Origin of the sequence: Mesorhizobium sp. J18, from assembly GCF_007829525.1 — a bacterium.
In the GTDB taxonomy this organism is placed as follows: Bacteria; Pseudomonadota; Alphaproteobacteria; order Rhizobiales; family Rhizobiaceae; genus VLJP01.
Map to the genome: position 1 here is coordinate 102,317 of NZ_VLJP01000045.1, position 15,646 is coordinate 117,962.

Genomic DNA, 15,646 nt, shown 5'->3' on the forward strand with positions numbered 1-15,646 from the left:
AATACGGCAAGCCCTGATTCCGGTGGCGGCCGGCATTTGCCGAATGGATCAGCGGTTGACGCGGCGGACGGCTTCATGCTGAAGGAGGGGCGACCTGTCTGCCTTTCTCAGGAGAATTCCATGGCACTGCACAAGAACCTAATCGACGGCGAATGGATCGAAGGGGAAGGCGTTGCGAATATCAACCCTTCCGACACGAACGACGTGGTCGGCGAATATGCGCGGGCAACGGCGGACGACGCCAAAGCGGCGATTGCCGCGGCCAAGGCCGCCGCCCCCTCCTGGTCGCGCTCCGGGCTTCTGGAAAGGCATGCGGTCCTGCGCAAGGCCTCGGACGAGATCCTGGCTCGCAAGGACGAGCTGGGCCGGCTGCTTTCGCGCGAAGAGGGCAAGACCCTGGCCGAGGGCATTGGCGAGACCGTGCGCGCCGCGCAGATATTCGATTTCTTCGCCGGCGAGGCCTTGAGGCTTTCCGGCGAGACCGTTCCCTCCGTGCGTCCCGGCGTCGGTGTCGAAATCACGCGCGAGGCTGTCGGCGTGGTGGGCATCATCACGCCGTGGAACTTCCCCATTGCAATCCCCGCCTGGAAGATCGCACCAGCGCTCTGCTACGGCAATACGATCGTCTTCAAGCCAGCCGAACTCGTGCCCGGCTGCTCCTGGGCGATCGTCGATATCCTGCACCGGGCCGGCCTGCCGAAGGGCGTCCTCAACCTCATCATGGGCAAGGGTTCGGTCGTCGGCCAGGCGATGCTCGACAGCCCGGATATCGACGCGATCACCTTCACCGGCTCGGTCTCGACGGGTAAGCGGGTGGCAGCCGCCTCGGTCGAGCACATGCGCAAGTTCCAGCTCGAAATGGGCGGCAAGAATCCGCTCGTCGTGCTCGACGATGCCGACATGAACACGGCAGTCGAATGCGCGGTGAACGGCGCATTCTTCTCCACCGGCCAGCGTTGCACCGCCTCTTCGCGCCTGATCGTGACGGAGGGCATCCACGACCGCTTCGTGGACGCCGTCACCGAGAGGCTGAAGAAGCTGGTGGTGGACAATGCCCTGAAGGAGGGCACGCATATCGGTCCCGTCGTGGACGAGAACCAGCTCGCCCAGGACGAGAAATATATCGGCATAGGCCGCGAGGAGGGCGCCAGACTGGTTTTCGGCGGAGAACGGCTGAATCGCGAGACCCCAGGCTTCTATTTGCAGCCAGCATTGTTTACCGAGACCACCAACGAAATGCGCATTTCCCGCGAGGAAATCTTCGGCCCGGTGGCGAACGTGATCCGCGCCAAGGATTATGACGAGGCCCTGGCGCTGGCGAACGACACGCCTTTCGGCCTTTCGGCAGGCATCTGCACGACCAGCCTGAAACATGCGACGCATTTCAAGCGCAATGCGGAAGCAGGCATGGTCATGGTGAACCTTCCAACGGCAGGTGTGGATTTCCATGTGCCTTTCGGCGGACGCAAGGGCTCGAGCTACGGTCCGCGCGAGCAGGGGCGCTATGCGGCGGAATTCTATACGACGGTCAAGACCGCCTATACGCTTGCCTGAACAATCGGATCGAAACGGATTCGTTTTTCGGAATGATCCGGTGATCAATCAAACATCCGGAACGCTGTGCACCACTGGATGCACAGCGTTCCGGACATGTCAGTTGCGGCGGGCGGGGCCTTTCCGTTCCGCCGATGCCGCCCAGAGATTGATGTTGGCGTCGCGGGCGTAGCGGTCGATCTCGGAAAGTTCCTCGTTCGAAAATTCAAGATTCTGCAGCGCGCCAACGCAGTCGTCCACCTGCTCGGGACGGCTTGCACCGATAAGGGCCGTGGTGACGCGTCCGCCGCGCAAAACCCAGGCAATCGCCATCTGCGCCAGTGTCTGGCCGCGCCGTTTGGCTATCTCGTTCAACGCCCGGATGTTCTGGATATTCTGCTCGGTCAGGAAGTCTTGCGAAAGAGACGCCTTTTTCGACGCCCGGCTCTCCTCCGGGATGCCTGAAAGATATTTGTCCGTCAGCATCCCCTGGGCCAGCGGCGAGAAGACGATGGAGCCGATGCCGAGTTCATCCAGCGTGTCCAGAAGGCCGTCTTCCTCGATCCAGCGATTGATCATGGAATAGCTGGGCTGATGGATGAGGCACGGCGTCCCCAGCTCCTTCAGGATCGCGACCGCCTCGCGGGTGCGGCGCGAATTGTAGGAGGAGATGCCGACATAAAGCGCCTTTCCCGACCGGACCGCCTGATCCAGCGCCATCATGGTTTCCTCGAGAGGCGTTTCGGAATCGAAACGATGTGAGTAAAAGATATCGACATAATCGATCCCTAGCCTTTCCAGGCTCTGGTCAAGACTGGCCAGCAGATATTTGCGGCTGCCCCATTCACCGTAAGGGCCGGGCCACATCCGGTAACCGGCCTTGGTGGAGATGATCATCTCGTCCCGGTGGCCGGCAAAATCCGTGCGCAGGAGCGTACCGAAGGCGATCTCGGCCGAACCGGGAGGCGGGCCGTAATTATTGGCCAGATCGAAATGGGTGATGCCGAGATCGAAGGCGCGGCGGCAGATCGCCTGTTTGGTCGTGTGCGGCGTGGCGTCGCCGAAATTGTGCCAGAGACCGAGAGAAATCGCCGGCAGCTTGAGCCCGGAACGGCCGCATCGGTTATAGATCATGGTTTCGTACCGGTTTTCCGTCGGACGCCAATTCATTTCCGCTTCTCCGTTGTCTTGTCATGCCCCGGCGTCGTCAACCGTTCCGCCACGAGCGCCGCGAGTTTTTCCGCTACTTCGTCCTTGCCCATGGCCTCCCATTCGTCCACGCCGTCGGCGGTCACGACGCGAACCAGATTGTGGTCTCCGCCCATCACGCCGGACGGGCCGAGTCCGCTGTCATGGGAAACGTCATTGGCAATGATGATATCCGCACCCTTTTTCGCGAGCTTGGCGCGGGCATGCTCGATCAGGTTCTCCGTCTCGGCGGCAAAGCCGATGACGAGCCGGGGCCGCTTCTTGTGACGACCCACCGAGGCCAGAATGTCCGGATTTTCGACGAGAGGAAGGGTGGGCGCACCTTCTCCGGCGCGTTTCTTCATCTTTTCGCCACTCTCCATCTTCGGCCGCCAATCGGCCACCGCCGCGACGAAGATAGCGGCATCGGCAGGCAGCAGCGCTTCGACGGCATCATGCATCTCGCGGGCGCTCTGGACGTGGGTCGTCGCAACGCCGAGGGGGTCAGGAATGGCCACCGGCCCGGAAACGAGATGAACCTCGGCGCCGAGACGGGCGAGCGCGCCAGCAATGGCGTGGCCCTGCTTGCCCGAGGAGCGGTTGGCGATATAGCGCACCGGATCGATCGACTCGTGGGTGGGGCCTGACGTGATGACGATCACGCGTCCTGCCAAAGGCTTCGGACCCGGGTCCAGCATGCCTTCGATTGCCGAGACGATCTCCAGCGGCTCCGCCATGCGGCCTTCGCCCGCCTCCCCGGTCTCTGCCATTTCACCGCGGTTCGGGCCGACGAAGCGGACGCCGTCGCCCTTCAGGGTCTCAAGGTTGCGCCGGGTCGCCGGATGGCTCCACATATGCGGGTTCATGGCCGGCGCCATGAGCACTTTCTTGTCCGTCGCCAGAAGGACGGCGGATGCGAGGTCGTTGGCAAGGCCGGCCGCAAGCTTCGCCATGAGATCGGCCGTCGCCGGGGCGACCACGACCAGATCCGCCTCGCGCGACAGCCGCACATGGCCGACATCGTACTCGTCCCTGCGGTCGAAGAGATCCGTGAAAACATGATCCGCCGACAGCGAGCCGACGGAAAGAGGCGTGACGAATTCCTGCGCCGCCTGAGTCATGACGCAGCGCACCGACGCGCCCCGCTCGCGCAGGCGGCGGATGAGATCAAGGCATTTATAGGCGGCAATCCCTCCGCCAATGATCAGGAGGATACGCTTTCCGGAAAGGATCATGGGCTGCCGGCATCCCTCGCTCATGCCGGCGTCAGCGCCGGCCGCACATCGGTATGGACGAAATCATCGCCCTTGAAAAGGAGCGGCAGGTCGCGGGTTGCCGCGAGAGCATAGGCGAAGCAGTCACCCATGTTCAGGTTCGCCGGATGACCCGTGCCGCGTCCATATTTCGCGTAGCCGACCCTTGCGGCCGCAAGCTGGGGCCGGTCGAAAGGGACAGAAATCAATTCAAGCCGTCCGGCCAATTCGTCAAGTCGCGCGGGGCCATCTTCCATCCGGCGTCGGACAGCAACACAGTGAGCCTCATGAAGCGTCGCAACACTGACGAACAAGGTCTCCGCCGCATGGCAGGTCGTGGCAAAAAGACGGGCCTCGGGTTCCTTGTTGAGGATTGCGATCAGGACGGACGTGTCCACAACAAGAGATTTCAAAGAAGGCCCTCGTCCCACATCTCATCGCTGACCTTCTTAAGGTCGAACGGCGTCTCGGGCTTGATGCCCAGTTCCAGGATCTTCTCCACCGGAACTTTCCTGCGCTTGCTCAAGCCAAGGCTCTCGGCAAGAAGATTGCGGGCCTCCTGTTCCATGGAGACGCCATGCTCCGCCGCGCGTTTGCGCAGTTCCTTTTTCACCGTGTCATCAAGATTACGGATCGTGAGAGTACCCATGAACTCTTCCTTTTCCAGGGAAGATAGCGCCGACACAATCTGCATGCAATGCTAGCACTGCATGCCATGCAGGCGTCAGCTCACCTGCCAGGCGATCCAGATCAGGGCCAGTGCCATCAGCCAGAGGGCGATGCGCCCAAAACGGCTATGACGTGCTTCGGAGCGGCCGATAGCCTCGGCCGTTTCGCTATCGAAACGAAGGCCCTTTTCCGCCATGGCGTCGATTTCGCGCGAAAGCCTTTCCGTGCGGGCGGCGAGCTCGGGCGCCTGGCGGGCCAATGCCAGCAAGGCAGCCACGCCCTCCCGAGCATCCGTGATCAAGGCGCGGGGGCCGAGATTGCCGGCTATCCAGTCCGACACGACCGGCTCCGAGGCCCTCCACATGTTGAAATGCGGATCCAGCGTGCGCGCCACGCCTTCCACCACCACCATGGTCTTCTGCAGCAGAAGCAGCTCGGGCCGTGTCTGCATGTCGAAAAGTTCGGTGACCTCGAACAGCAGCGTCAGCAGCCGTGCCATGGAGATGGTCTCGGCAGACTGGCCGTGGATCGGCTCCCCGATGGCGCGCAAGGCCTGCGCAAAAGCAGCGACATCATGATGGGCCGGCACATAGCCTGCCTCGAAATGCACTTCGGCCACGCGGCGGAAATCGCGCGTGATGAAACCGTAGAGGATTTCGGCCAGAAACCGCCGCTCCTTCTTTCCGATCCGGCCCATAATGCCGAAATCGACCGCGACGATCGTGCCATCGGCCTGCACGAAGAGGTTTCCCGGATGCATGTCGGCATGGAAGAAGCCGTCGCGCAGCGTGTGCCGCAGGAAGGACTGGATGAGATTTGTCGCCAGGCGTTCGAGGTCGTGCCCAGCCTCGCGCAGGCCCTCGACATCGGACATCTTGATGCCGTCGACCCATTCGAGGGTAACGACGTCCCGGCCCGTCCGCTGCCAGTCGACCCATGGCACACGAAAGCCGGGATCGTCCTTGGTGTTCTCGTGAAGCTCGGAAATGGCGGCCGCCTCGAGGCGCATATCCATCTCGATCTTGGTCGTCTGGGCAAGCGTCCGCGCCACTTCCACCGGGCGCAGGCGGCGCGAAGAGGGTATGAAGCGTTCCTGCAGGCGGGCCGCCAGGAAATAGCTTTCCAGATCATTGGCGAAGCGCCTGCGCACACCCGGCCGGATGACCTTCACCGCAACGGGCACCTGCTCCCCGTCCCGGTCGATCGTTGCAAAATGCACCTGCGCTATCGATGCGGCCGCCACGGGCTCGCTGAACTCGCCGTAGATCTCGTCCAGCGGCCGGCCAAGGGAATCCTCTATCGCGGCGATGGATTCGGCCATCGGAAAGGTATCCATCCGGTCCTGGAGATTGGCCAGATCGCGGGCCAGTTGCTGACCGACGACATCGGGCCGCGTCGCCAGGAACTGGCCAAGCTTCACATAGGATGGACCAAGCCTGTCGACCGCCTTGGCCAGCCGTTCCGACCGGTCGCGCTTGCTGGAACGGCGGCGTGAGAGGAGCTTCGCCATCCGCCAGCCGAAACGGGGCAGGCCCGTAAGCTGGTCGCCGGGAAGCGCGGTGACGACGCCCTCGCGTACCAGAACCCAGCCCGCATGCGCGAGGCGGAAATATGCGCCGACTATGCTCATGCGGCGATTTTCAAAGCTTCCAGCCGGAATGCAGCGCGGCAATGCCGCCGGAATAATTGCGCCAGGTGACCCTTTCGAAGCCGGCCCGGCGTATCATGGCGGCGAAATTCTCCTGATTGGGGAACTTGCGGATCGATTCGACGAGATAGCGATAAGGCTCGCCGTCGCCTGCAACGGCGTTCCCGATCCTCGGAATGGCCTGGAACGACCAGGCTTCGTAGACCTTGTCGAGAAGCGGCATCTCCACCTGCGAAAATTCGAGGCAGAGGAAGCGTCCGCCGGGCCGAAGCACCCGGAAAGCTTCCGCAAGGGCGCGGTCGATATGCGGCACATTGCGGATGCCGAAGGCGATCGTATAGGCGTCGAAAATCGAATCCTCGAAGGGCAGCTCTTCCGCATTGGCTTCGACGAAATCGATGGCCGCGCCGGGATGCGCCCTCGCGGCGCGGTCGCGCCCGACGCCAAGCATGGAGCCGTTGATGTCGAGCACGGTAACCTGCGCATTTTCGCGGGAAGCCTCGAGGATGCGGAAAGCTATGTCCCCTGTGCCGCCGGCAACGTCCAGCGCCCTCCAGCCCGGCCGTTTCGGCGGGTTCAGCCAGCTGATCATGGCATCTTTCCACAGCCGATGCAGGCCGCCGGACATGAGATCGTTCATCAGGTCATAGCGGTTGGCGACGCGATGGAAGACGTCGTTGACCAGCCTCTGCTTCTCATGCTCACCCACCTGGCGGAAACCGTAGCTGGTCTCCATGCCTCCGTGTGCTGTCGTGCGCTGTTCGGACATCGTCATCTTCCAATGGAACGAGGGACCATAGCCCATCCTTGGTGGGGGCGCTATTGTCAAGCCCGGCGCCGCATCGAAGCGCCGCGGCGGAAGAACAAGAGGGCCTGGATATGGTTCCAAAAGCCGAACTGCATTGCCATATCGAAGGGGCGGCTCCGCCGGAACTGGTCGAGCGGCAGGCACAGAAATACGGTAAGGACATTTCCGCCTTCGTTCGGGACGGCGCATTCGTCTGGCACGACTTTACCAGCTTCCTTGCCACCTATGACGCGGCGGCCGGCCTGTTCCGGACCGGGGAAGATTACGCTTTGCTTGCCGAGCATTATCTGACCGGCCTGGCCAGGGAGGGTGCCCTTTATTCCGAGATCTTCATCTCTCCGGATCATGCGCGAACGGCAGGCCTGCCGCCTGCCAAATACACGGACGCGCTCGGCGAGGGCATCCGGCGAGCGAAGGAGAAGACCGGAATAGAAGCCCGGATGATCGTGACCGGCATCCGTCATTACGGCCCCGAAGCAGTGGAAGCAGCCGCCCGCTTTGCCGCGGATTGCCGACATCGGCTGGTCACCGGTTTCGGCATGGCGGGCGAAGAACGCTTTGGCGATTCCCGGGACTATATCCGGGCTTTCGACATTGCCCGCGACGCCGGCCTCGGGATAACGGTCCATGCCGGCGAACTCGCAGGCTGGGAGAGCGTCGCCGCCGCGCTGGACCATTACCGTCCGTCGCGGATCGGCCACGGTGTCCGGGCCATCGAGAATCCCGATCTCGTGCGCAAGATCGCAGATGAGAGCGTGGTTCTGGAAGTCTGTCCTGTCTCCAATGTCGCGCTGCAGGTGTTTCCGGATTTTGCCCACCATCCCTTTCCGCAGCTTCGGACAGCGGGATGCAGGCTGACGCTCAATTCCGACGATCCGCCCTATTTCGCGACCAGCCTCGCGCGCGAATATGAAGTGGCAGCCCAGCATTTCGGGCTGACGGAAGGAGAACTCGCCGGCATCACGCGAGTGGCAATCGAGGCCGCATTCGTCGACGAGCGGACCAGGGCCAGACTTCTTGCGTCCCTCGAGCAGCACACGCCCGACGAGACAAAGCTGTGATCGCGATTTTCTTTGCGGTGTTGTCGGGCGCTCGAAGCCGCTAGTATCAAACCGACAGATATTTACCGGAGAGTGCAAATGAACGGCGTGACCGTCGTCGATCATCCGCTGGTGCAGCACAAGCTCACCATAATGCGCGACAAGGAGACCTCGACGGCAGGGTTCCGACAGTTGCTTCGCGAGATATCGCTGCTGCTCTGCTACGAAGTGACCCGCGACCTGCAGCTGACGACGCGGATAATCGAAACGCCGCTTCAGACCATGGAAGCGCCGACGCTTGAGGGCAAGAAGCTGGTCTTCGCTTCTGTTCTGCGCGCCGGCAACGGTCTCCTCGACGGCATGCTCGATCTGGTACCCGCCGCCCGGGTCGCGCATATCGGCCTTTACCGGGACCATGAGACCCTGGAGGCGGTGGAATATTTCTTCAAGTCGCCAAGCGATCTCGCCGACCGCCTCGTCATTGTCGTGGACCCGATGCTTGCGACCGCCAATTCGGCCATCGCGGCAGTCGACAAGTTGAAAAGCCGGGGGGCGACCAATATCCGCTTCCTGTGTCTGCTGGCTGCGCCGGAGGGCATCGAACGCTTCACGACAGCGCATCCGGACGTACCCGTATTTACGGCTGCCATAGACGAGCGTCTCAACGAGTCCGGCTATATCGTGCCCGGTCTCGGCGATGCCGGCGACAGGATGTACGGGACGAAATAGGTCCTATTCTTCGCCGGCAATGCGGCGCATGACGGGATTTCGCGGCACGGGTCTTTCATCGGCAATGCCGTATGCACGGGTGACGCTGGCCACGGCCTGCTTGGCATCCCCCGTCGAGCGGGCATGAACCATCGCCAGCGGATCGCCACGCCGCACTTCGGCGCCGATGGGCAGGAATTCCGTCAGACCCACGGTGTGATCGACCTTGTCCTCCGGCCGTCTCCGGCCGCCGCCGAGCTCGACCACGGCGAGCCCGATATCGCGCGTGGCAATCGCCGAAACAAACCCGTCGCGGCGGGCCTTGACCGGGACTTTTACCTTCGCTTCCGGCATATGCTTCCGACAATCCTCGATGAAATCCGGGGGACCGCCGAGGGTTTTGACCATACGGCCGAAGATTTCTGCCGCGCGGCCGCTATCCAGCGCCTCGCGGGTGCGTGAAGATGCTTCCTGGTCGGAGGCCGCGATGCCCGCGGCCCGAAGCATTTCCGCCGCCAGGGCCATCACGACCTCGCCGAGTCGCGGATCGCGTCTGCGACCGGTAAGAAAATCGACGGCGTTGATCACCTCGACTGCATTGCCCGCAGCCGAGGCAAGCGGCTCGTTCATGTCGGTAATGAGCGCAGCGGCAGGAAGCCCGGCGCCGTTGGCCACCTCGACAAGGCTGCCCGCAAGCGCGCGCGCCTTGCGGGCATCGGCCATGAACGCGCCATTTCCCGATTTCACGTCGAGAACCAGCGATTGCAGGCCGGCGGCAAGCTTTTTTGCCAGGATCGAGGCGGTGATGAGCGGTATGGATTCGACGGTCGCCGTGACGTCGCGGATTGCATAGAAACGCTTGTCGGCGGGAGCCAGATCGGCCGTCTGACCGATGATGGCGCAGCCGACCTCCCGCACCGTCTTGCGGAACAGGGCATTGTCCGGCTGGCTTTGATAGCCCGGGATGGAATCCATCTTGTCGAGCGTGCCGCCCGTATGTCCCAGGCCGCGTCCCGAGATCATGGGCACGAACGCGCCACAAGCCGCCACGATCGGCGCCAGCATGAGCGAGACATTGTCGCCGACGCCGCCGGTGGAGTGCTTGTCCGTTACCGGGCCGGGGAGATAGGACCAGTCGAGCACCTCGCCGGAATCACGCATGGCAAGGGTCAGCGCGACGGTTTCCTCGCGACTCATTCCATTGAGGAATATAGCCATGCCGAAGGCGGCAACCTGCCCCTCGGAGATGACGCCGGAACTGAGCCCGGACACAAAGGCCGCTATCTCGTCGGCGGTCAGCGCGTCGCCGTCGCGTTTCTTGCGGATGATCTCCTGGGCGAGCATGGCTCAAGCTGCCTTGCCAGGGAGTTCTCGTTCTATGCCATCCCCGTGGGGGGTGATACGCGCTGGCTCATCCATCCAGCCGTGCCTTCAGCAGCTCTTTGAGGACCATCGCCAGCCGGGCGCCGCCGATGGGGGCCATATCCTTGGTCTCCTCATGCGACATCTCCGCGCCCGTCATGCCGGCGGCGAGATTGGTGATCACCGAGCAGGCGGCGACCTTCAACCCGCAAAAGCGGGCCAGGATCGCCTCGGGAACGGTGGACATGCCGACCGCATCCGCACCGAGAATGCGGGCCATGCGGATCTCGGCCGGCGTCTCAAAGGTAGGGCCGGAGAACCACATATAGACGCCGCGGTGAAGCCGAAGGCCGACGCGTTCGGCGGCTGCGAGTATCGCCGCGCGCAGATCAGCATCATAGGTCTCGGTCAGACCAACGAAGCGCCGGTCGCTCGCCTCCCCGATGAGCGGATTCGCGCCGGAAAAATTAATGTGGTCCTCGATCAGCATGACGGAGCCGGCCGGCATTTCCGCATGCAAGGATCCCGCTGCATTGGTCAGAATCAGCGTCGTCACGCCTATCCCCGCAAGGACTTCGATCGCCGGACGCATGGCCGCAGCATTGCCGTGCTCATAATAATGGGACCGTCCGGCCAGCATGATGACGGGCGAACCGGAAAACATGCCGGCGACCAGTTCCCCGGCATGTCCGGTCACGCCGCTCTGCGGGAAGCCGGGAAGCTCCGCATAGGGAATGCGAAGCGCATTTTCGACGTCTTCCACGAGACTGCCGAGACCGGAACCCAGTACGACGGCAACAGTCGGCGCAAGCCCGCCCAGCCTTTCGACGAGACGATCGACAGCCTCCTTCACCGGTTCTGTTCCAAGTTAAAACCGCGCGGGAAGACGGACGTGAACGGGACGGATTCCACGATACCGGTCTCGTCGCACAGATGCAGGGTCGCATCGCTGGCGACGAATTCCGACAGGCGCTGCCGGCATCCGCCGCAGGGCATGATGCGCGGCATCTTCTCCGCCACGACCGCGATTTCGCAAATCGTCCCGCCGCCTGCCATGACGAAGGCACCGAGCGCCGTCGTCTCCGCGCACCAGCCTTCGGGATAGGAGGCATTCTCGATATTGCAGCCAGCATGGATTCTGCCTTCGGCGGTGCGCAGGGCGGCGCCTACCGGGAATTTCGAATAAGGCGCATAAGCCTTGCGCATAGCCGCTTCCGCCGCCTCGAAGAGATCATGCGCCATGCTTAGCGCTCCTTGACATAGGGTTGCCCGCCGGCACGCGGCGGGATCGCCTTGCCGATGAAGCCAGCCAGAAGAATGACGGTCAGGATGTAAGGCAGCGCCTGCATGAACTGCACCGGGACGGGGCCGATCAGCGGCAGGGGCGTGCCTTGAAACCGGATCGATGTCGCGTCGAGGAAGCCGAAGAGCAGGCAGGCGAACATCACCGGCACGGGTTTCCACTTGGCGAAGATGAGAGCGGCGAGCGCGATGAAACCACGGCCGGCAGACATGTCCTTCACGAAGCCGGCATTCTGCGCCAGCGCCAGATAGGTACCGGCCAATCCCGTCAGGATGCCGGTGCAGATCACCGCGCGATAGCGCAACCATTCCACGGAGATGCCGGCGGTGTCGACAGCCGCGGGGTTCTCTCCAACCGCCCTCAGCCGCAATCCGAAGCGCGTGCGGAAAAGCACCCACCAGGTGAAAGGCACCATGAGGAAGGCGATATATACGAGGATCGAATGCCCCGACAGGAGCTCCGAATAGATCGGCCCGAGGATCGGCACATCACGGACTGCCTCGGCAAAAGGCAGGCGGACGGCTCCAAACCGGCTGTCAGCACCTAGGAGCGGCGTTCGCCCGCCCTGGCTGAACCATGCCTGGCCGAGAATAATGGTCGAGCCGGCGGCAATGAAATTGATGGCGACGCCGGAGACGATCTGGTTGCCGCGATGGGTGATCGAGGCGAAGCCGTGGACAAGCGAGAGAAAGACAGAGATGGCCACGGCAGCACAGAGCCCGAGCCAGGCCGAACCGCTCACCGCCGCCGCTGCGCCGGAGGCGAAGGCCCCGGCGAGCATTTTCCCTTCCAGCCCGATGTCGAAAATGCCGGAGCGTTCGGAATAGAGTCCCGCCAGTGCCGCAAAGAGCAGCGGCACGCTCAGCCGGACCATGGAATCGAGAAGCAGGACGAGAGTGTTGAAGAAATCCACTTCAACCTCCCTTCTCGGCCGCCAACCCGGCCGATCGTGGCTTGAGGCTGGCGAAGATCGTCTGGATATAGGGCCGGAACATGTTCTCCAGCGCGCCAGCGAAAAGGATTACCAGCCCCTGAATGATGACGATCATGTCGCGCGAGATTGCCGGCATCTCGAAAGCGAGTTCGGCACCGCCCTGGTAAAGCATGCCGAACAGGATCGCCGCTGGTACGATCCCTGCGGGATGGGATCGGCCCATCAGAGCCACGGCGATGCCGACAAAGCCGGCGCCGGTGACGAAATCTAGCTGCAGCCTGCCCTGGTCGCCCATGACCGGGTTGAGCGCCATCATGCCCGCCAGGGCGCCTGAGATCAGCATCGTGACGATGATGATGCGCGTTTCGCCGATGCCCGCATAACGCGCCGCGCGGGGGCTGTGGCCGCGCGTGCGGATCTCGTAGCCCAGCCGCGTGCGCCAGATCAGCACCCAGACAAGGAAAGCCGCTATCAATGCCAGCAGGAAGGAAAGGTTGAAGGGCGCGGAACGGATGGGCAGTCCGAAGGCTTCGATCACCCAGTTGAGCTTCGGCAACTGCCCGCCTTCCAGAAAGGTACGGGTCTGCGGCGCCATGGAGCCGGCGGGCTTCAACACGTCCACCAGCAGATAGACCATCAGGCTGGCGGCGATGAAGTTGAACATGATGGTGGTGATGACGATGTGGGAACCGCGCTTCGCCTGTAGATAGGCAGGGATCAGCGCCCACAACGCGCCGGCCGCCGCGGCCCCGAGGGTTGCCAGCGGAAAGTTGATCCACCACGGGAACGTACCGTCAAAGCTGAGGCAGATGAGAGCCACGCCAAGCCCGCCGACATAGGCCTGGCCCTCACCGCCTATGTTGAAAAGTCCGCAATGAAAGGCGACCGCCACTGCCAGTCCGGTGAAGATGAAGCTCGTCGCGTAGTAGAGCGTATAGGCGATGGCCTGCCCGCCGCCAAATGCGCCTTCGACGAGTATGGCTGCTGCCCGGAACGGGTTCTCTCCGACGAGAAGCACGACCAGCCCGGCGACGATGAAGGCAACCAGCAGATTGACGAGCGGAATCAGTCCGTAATCGGCCCAGGCCGGAAGCTTTGCATAGGGAGTGCTCACTCAGCCGCCTCCCTATTGTCGATACCGGCCATCAGGAGGCCGCATTCGCGTTCCGTGGCATCTGGGCCCCGCTCGCCTACGATGCGGCCTGCAAACATGACCAGTATACGATCGGCCAGCGACCTGATCTCGTCCAGCTCTACGGAAACAAGCAGCACCGCCTTGCCCTGATCGCGCATATCGATCAGGCGCCGATGGATGAATTCGATGGCGCCGACGTCAACGCCGCGCGTCGGCTGGCCGACGATCAGCACCTTCGGGTCGCGCTCCATCTCGCGTGAAAGCACGATCTTCTGCTGATTGCCGCCGGAGAAATTCGCGGTTTTGAGGCGGCAGTCGGAAGGGCGGATATCGTATTTTCCGATCTTTTCCCTGGCATCGTCGCGGATCGCCTCGATATCGAGGAAGGGGCCTCGCAGATAATGCGACTGGTCGTGATAGCCGAGAATGGCATTCTCGTTCTCCTCGAAGGCCAGCACGAGGCCCATGTGATGGCGATCCTCGGGAACATGGGCCAATCCGCGCTCGCGCAATTCGCCCGGATCGGCCTCGCTCGTCAGGTCGATGGGCTGTCCCGCCAAGGTGACGGTCCCGGAGACCGCGACGCGAATGCCTGAAATGGTTTCCAGCAATTCCGACTGCCCGTTGCCGGCAACGCCTGCGATCCCCACGATCTCGCCGGCGCGGACATCGAAAGAGACATTGTCGACCATGGTCACGCCGCGCGAGTCCTTGACCGTCAGATTGCGGACCGAAAGCAGGACCTCACCCGGCGCGGCGGTCCCCTTTTCGACACGCAACAGGACCCGGCGGCCGACCATCAGCTCGGCAAGCTCTTCGACGGTGGTCTCACTGGTCTTGCGCGTTGCCACAAGCGCGCCCTGACGCATGACAGAGACATTGTCCGTGACCGCCATGATCTCGCGCAGCTTGTGCGTGATCAGCACGATCGTCTTACCCTCCTCCTTGAGCTGGCGGAGAATGCGGAAAAGATGATCGGCCTCTGCCGGGGTCAGAACGCCGGTCGGCTCGTCGAGGATCAGGATATCGGCGCCACGGAACAGCGCCTTCAGGATTTCCACGCGCTGCTGCAATCCGACCGGAAGCTCTTCCACGACCGCATCGGGATTGACCTCCAGCCCGTAGTCGCGCTCCAGCCGTTCAAGCTCCGACCGCGCCTTGGCAATAGAGGTCTTCAGTAGCGGTTGGCCCTCGGCCCCGAGGATCACGTTTTCGATGACGGTAAAGTTCTGCACCAGCATGAAATGCTGGTGCACCATGCCTATGCCCGCGGCAATGGCGTCGCTTGGCGTTTTGATGGCGGCGGGCTTTCCACCGATACGGATTTCGCCGCTGTCGGCCTGATAGAAGCCATACAGAATCGACATCAGCGTCGACTTGCCGGCGCCGTTCTCGCCGACAATGCCGTGAATGGTGCCCGCGGGGATCGCCAGATTGATATCCCGGTTGGCCTGAACCGCGCCGAAACTCTTGTTGATGCCGATCAGCTCGATCGCAGCTTCCGCCATGCTCCGGTCTGTCCCCTGTTTTGTTTTTGGTCAAATCCGTAACATGCCGGATATCTGTTGCCAATCGACATGGAGCGACATGGACTCTCGACAAAAGCGCCAGTGCTTGTCAATTTCCGGCCCATGACGAACTCAGCTATCGATCCCTTCACTTTCAACACCACCCCCGCCATCGTCTTCCGCGACGGCGCCACCGGGCAGCTCGGTGAAATAGCGGCAAGGAAGCTCGGCAAGAAGGTGCTCTTCATCACCGATCCGGGGTTGCGCGCGCTCGGCCTGACCGATCAGGCGGTCGCCTCGATGGAGGCGCAAGGCATGACGGTGACGATATTCGATGCGGTAGAGGCCGATCCGTCACGTGCGACGCTGACGAAAGCGGTCGAAACCGGCCGGGCAGCAGGCGCAGACGCGGTGGTCGGCTTCGGCGGCGGCTCGTCGCAGGACGTCGCCAAGCTCTGCGCGCTCCTGTTGGGCTCGGGCGAGGATCTGGACGAGGCATGGGGCGTGGGGAACGCCAAGGGACCGCGCCTGCCGCTGGTGCTTGTGCCGACAACCGC

General features: G+C 62.7%; 16 protein-coding genes. 4 read left to right on the forward strand and 12 right to left on the reverse strand.

Translation table 11 applies throughout. From position 1 onward, the window contains the following. Window positions 1-120: 120 nt before the first annotated feature. Window positions 121-1,554, forward strand: a complete 1,434-nt coding sequence (locus L598_RS15730; protein ID WP_144864025.1) for an aldehyde dehydrogenase family protein — start codon at window positions 121-123, stop codon at window positions 1,552-1,554. A 99-nt stretch (window positions 1,555-1,653) separates the two neighbouring features. Here the strand turns inward: L598_RS15730 and mgrA are convergent, their stop codons facing one another. The 6 genes from mgrA to ubiE form a co-directional block, all read right to left on the reverse strand. Continuing rightward, window positions 1,654-2,703 (reverse strand): L-glyceraldehyde 3-phosphate reductase, encoded by a 1,050-nt coding sequence (gene mgrA, locus L598_RS15735; RefSeq protein WP_144864027.1) that lies wholly within the window; start codon window positions 2,701-2,703, stop codon window positions 1,654-1,656. Next, window positions 2,700-3,956: a bifunctional phosphopantothenoylcysteine decarboxylase/phosphopantothenate--cysteine ligase CoaBC gene (coaBC, locus tag L598_RS15740; RefSeq protein WP_144864029.1), complete on the reverse strand. Its 1,257-nt coding sequence runs from the start codon at window positions 3,954-3,956 to the stop codon at window positions 2,700-2,702. Before coaBC ends, mgrA begins: the two co-directional genes overlap by 4 nt. A gap of 20 nt (window positions 3,957-3,976) precedes the next feature. After that, the gene (locus L598_RS15745; protein ID WP_144864032.1) at window positions 3,977-4,387 is read right to left on the reverse strand and encodes a type II toxin-antitoxin system VapC family toxin; all 411 of its coding nucleotides are present in this window, start codon (window positions 4,385-4,387) and stop codon (window positions 3,977-3,979) included. Beyond that, window positions 4,384-4,623 carry a hypothetical protein gene (locus tag L598_RS15750; RefSeq protein WP_144864034.1) on the reverse strand — a complete coding sequence of 80 codons (240 nt, stop codon included), beginning with the start codon at window positions 4,621-4,623 and terminating at the stop codon, window positions 4,384-4,386. Before L598_RS15750 ends, L598_RS15745 begins: the two co-directional genes overlap by 4 nt. Before the next feature lie 75 nt (window positions 4,624-4,698). After that, the gene (ubiB, locus tag L598_RS15755; RefSeq protein WP_144864036.1) at window positions 4,699-6,273 is read right to left on the reverse strand and encodes a 2-polyprenylphenol 6-hydroxylase; all 1,575 of its coding nucleotides are present in this window, start codon (window positions 6,271-6,273) and stop codon (window positions 4,699-4,701) included. 10 nt (window positions 6,274-6,283) lie between these two features. Then, window positions 6,284-7,060 carry a bifunctional demethylmenaquinone methyltransferase/2-methoxy-6-polyprenyl-1,4-benzoquinol methylase UbiE gene (gene ubiE, locus L598_RS15760; RefSeq protein WP_144864038.1) on the reverse strand — a complete coding sequence of 259 codons (777 nt, stop codon included), beginning with the start codon at window positions 7,058-7,060 and terminating at the stop codon, window positions 6,284-6,286. Between the two features lie 110 nt (window positions 7,061-7,170). Between ubiE and L598_RS15765 the strand changes: the two genes are divergently transcribed. Together L598_RS15765 and upp are read left to right on the forward strand one after the other, a co-directional pair. Beyond that, window positions 7,171-8,160: an adenosine deaminase gene (locus tag L598_RS15765; RefSeq protein ID WP_144864041.1), complete on the forward strand. Its 990-nt coding sequence runs from the start codon at window positions 7,171-7,173 to the stop codon at window positions 8,158-8,160. Window positions 8,161-8,238: 78 nt separating this feature from the next. Beyond that, window positions 8,239-8,868 (forward strand): uracil phosphoribosyltransferase, encoded by a 630-nt coding sequence (gene upp, locus L598_RS15770; protein WP_144864043.1) that lies wholly within the window; start codon window positions 8,239-8,241, stop codon window positions 8,866-8,868. A gap of 3 nt (window positions 8,869-8,871) precedes the next feature. Here upp and deoA read toward each other — a convergent pair whose 3' ends face one another. The 6 genes from deoA to L598_RS15800 all read right to left on the reverse strand — a co-directional run bounded on the left by deoA (window position 8,872) and on the right by L598_RS15800 (window position 15,089). Then, window positions 8,872-10,191 (reverse strand): thymidine phosphorylase, encoded by a 1,320-nt coding sequence (deoA, locus tag L598_RS15775; RefSeq protein ID WP_144864045.1) that lies wholly within the window; start codon window positions 10,189-10,191, stop codon window positions 8,872-8,874. 67 nt (window positions 10,192-10,258) lie between these two features. Next, a complete protein-coding gene (locus tag L598_RS15780; RefSeq protein WP_144864047.1) occupies window positions 10,259-11,062 on the reverse strand; it encodes a purine-nucleoside phosphorylase in 804 nt (267 codons plus the stop codon). Next, window positions 11,059-11,451, reverse strand: coding sequence for a cytidine deaminase (locus L598_RS15785; protein ID WP_144864048.1), 393 nt, complete (start codon window positions 11,449-11,451; stop codon window positions 11,059-11,061). The genes L598_RS15780 and L598_RS15785 overlap by 4 nt, the downstream gene beginning before the upstream one ends. Window positions 11,452-11,453: 2 nt before the next feature. Then, complete coding sequence (locus tag L598_RS15790; RefSeq protein WP_144864050.1) at window positions 11,454-12,425, reverse strand: ABC transporter permease; 972 nt, start codon at window positions 12,423-12,425, stop codon at window positions 11,454-11,456. 1 nt (window position 12,426) lies between these two features. Then, complete coding sequence (locus L598_RS15795) at window positions 12,427-13,560, reverse strand: ABC transporter permease (protein ID WP_144864052.1); 1,134 nt, start codon at window positions 13,558-13,560, stop codon at window positions 12,427-12,429. Further along, window positions 13,557-15,089 carry an ABC transporter ATP-binding protein gene (locus L598_RS15800; RefSeq protein ID WP_144864054.1) on the reverse strand — a complete coding sequence of 511 codons (1,533 nt, stop codon included), beginning with the start codon at window positions 15,087-15,089 and terminating at the stop codon, window positions 13,557-13,559. Before L598_RS15800 ends, L598_RS15795 begins: the two co-directional genes overlap by 4 nt. A 123-nt stretch (window positions 15,090-15,212) precedes the next feature. On the opposite strand from L598_RS15800, the gene L598_RS15805 reads away from it, so the two are divergent. Beyond that, the coding region (locus L598_RS15805; protein WP_246658779.1) for an iron-containing alcohol dehydrogenase at window positions 15,213-15,646 on the forward strand (434 nt) is incomplete at its 3' end.

What these genes read in the sequence shown, in the direction of transcription:
- L598_RS15785 (WP_144864048.1), bottom strand. Translation starts at nt 11,451, where the DNA reads ATGGCGCATGATCTCTTCGAGGCGGCGGAAGCGGCTATGCGCAAGGCT.
- L598_RS15730 (WP_144864025.1), top strand. Translation starts at nt 121, where the DNA reads ATGGCACTGCACAAGAACCTAATCGACGGCGAATGGATCGAAGGGGAA.
- upp (WP_144864043.1), top strand. Translation starts at nt 8,239, where the DNA reads ATGAACGGCGTGACCGTCGTCGATCATCCGCTGGTGCAGCACAAGCTC.
- L598_RS15800 (WP_144864054.1), bottom strand. Translation starts at nt 15,089, where the DNA reads ATGGCGGAAGCTGCGATCGAGCTGATCGGCATCAACAAGAGTTTCGGC.
- ubiE (WP_144864038.1), bottom strand. Translation starts at nt 7,060, where the DNA reads ATGTCCGAACAGCGCACGACAGCACACGGAGGCATGGAGACCAGCTAC.
- coaBC (WP_144864029.1), bottom strand. Translation starts at nt 3,956, where the DNA reads ATGATCCTTTCCGGAAAGCGTATCCTCCTGATCATTGGCGGAGGGATT.
- mgrA (WP_144864027.1), bottom strand. Translation starts at nt 2,703, where the DNA reads ATGAATTGGCGTCCGACGGAAAACCGGTACGAAACCATGATCTATAAC.
- deoA (WP_144864045.1), bottom strand. Translation starts at nt 10,191, where the DNA reads ATGCTCGCCCAGGAGATCATCCGCAAGAAACGCGACGGCGACGCGCTG.
- L598_RS15765 (WP_144864041.1), top strand. Translation starts at nt 7,171, where the DNA reads ATGGTTCCAAAAGCCGAACTGCATTGCCATATCGAAGGGGCGGCTCCG.
- ubiB (WP_144864036.1), bottom strand. Translation starts at nt 6,273, where the DNA reads ATGAGCATAGTCGGCGCATATTTCCGCCTCGCGCATGCGGGCTGGGTT.
- L598_RS15750 (WP_144864034.1), bottom strand. Translation starts at nt 4,623, where the DNA reads ATGGGTACTCTCACGATCCGTAATCTTGATGACACGGTGAAAAAGGAA.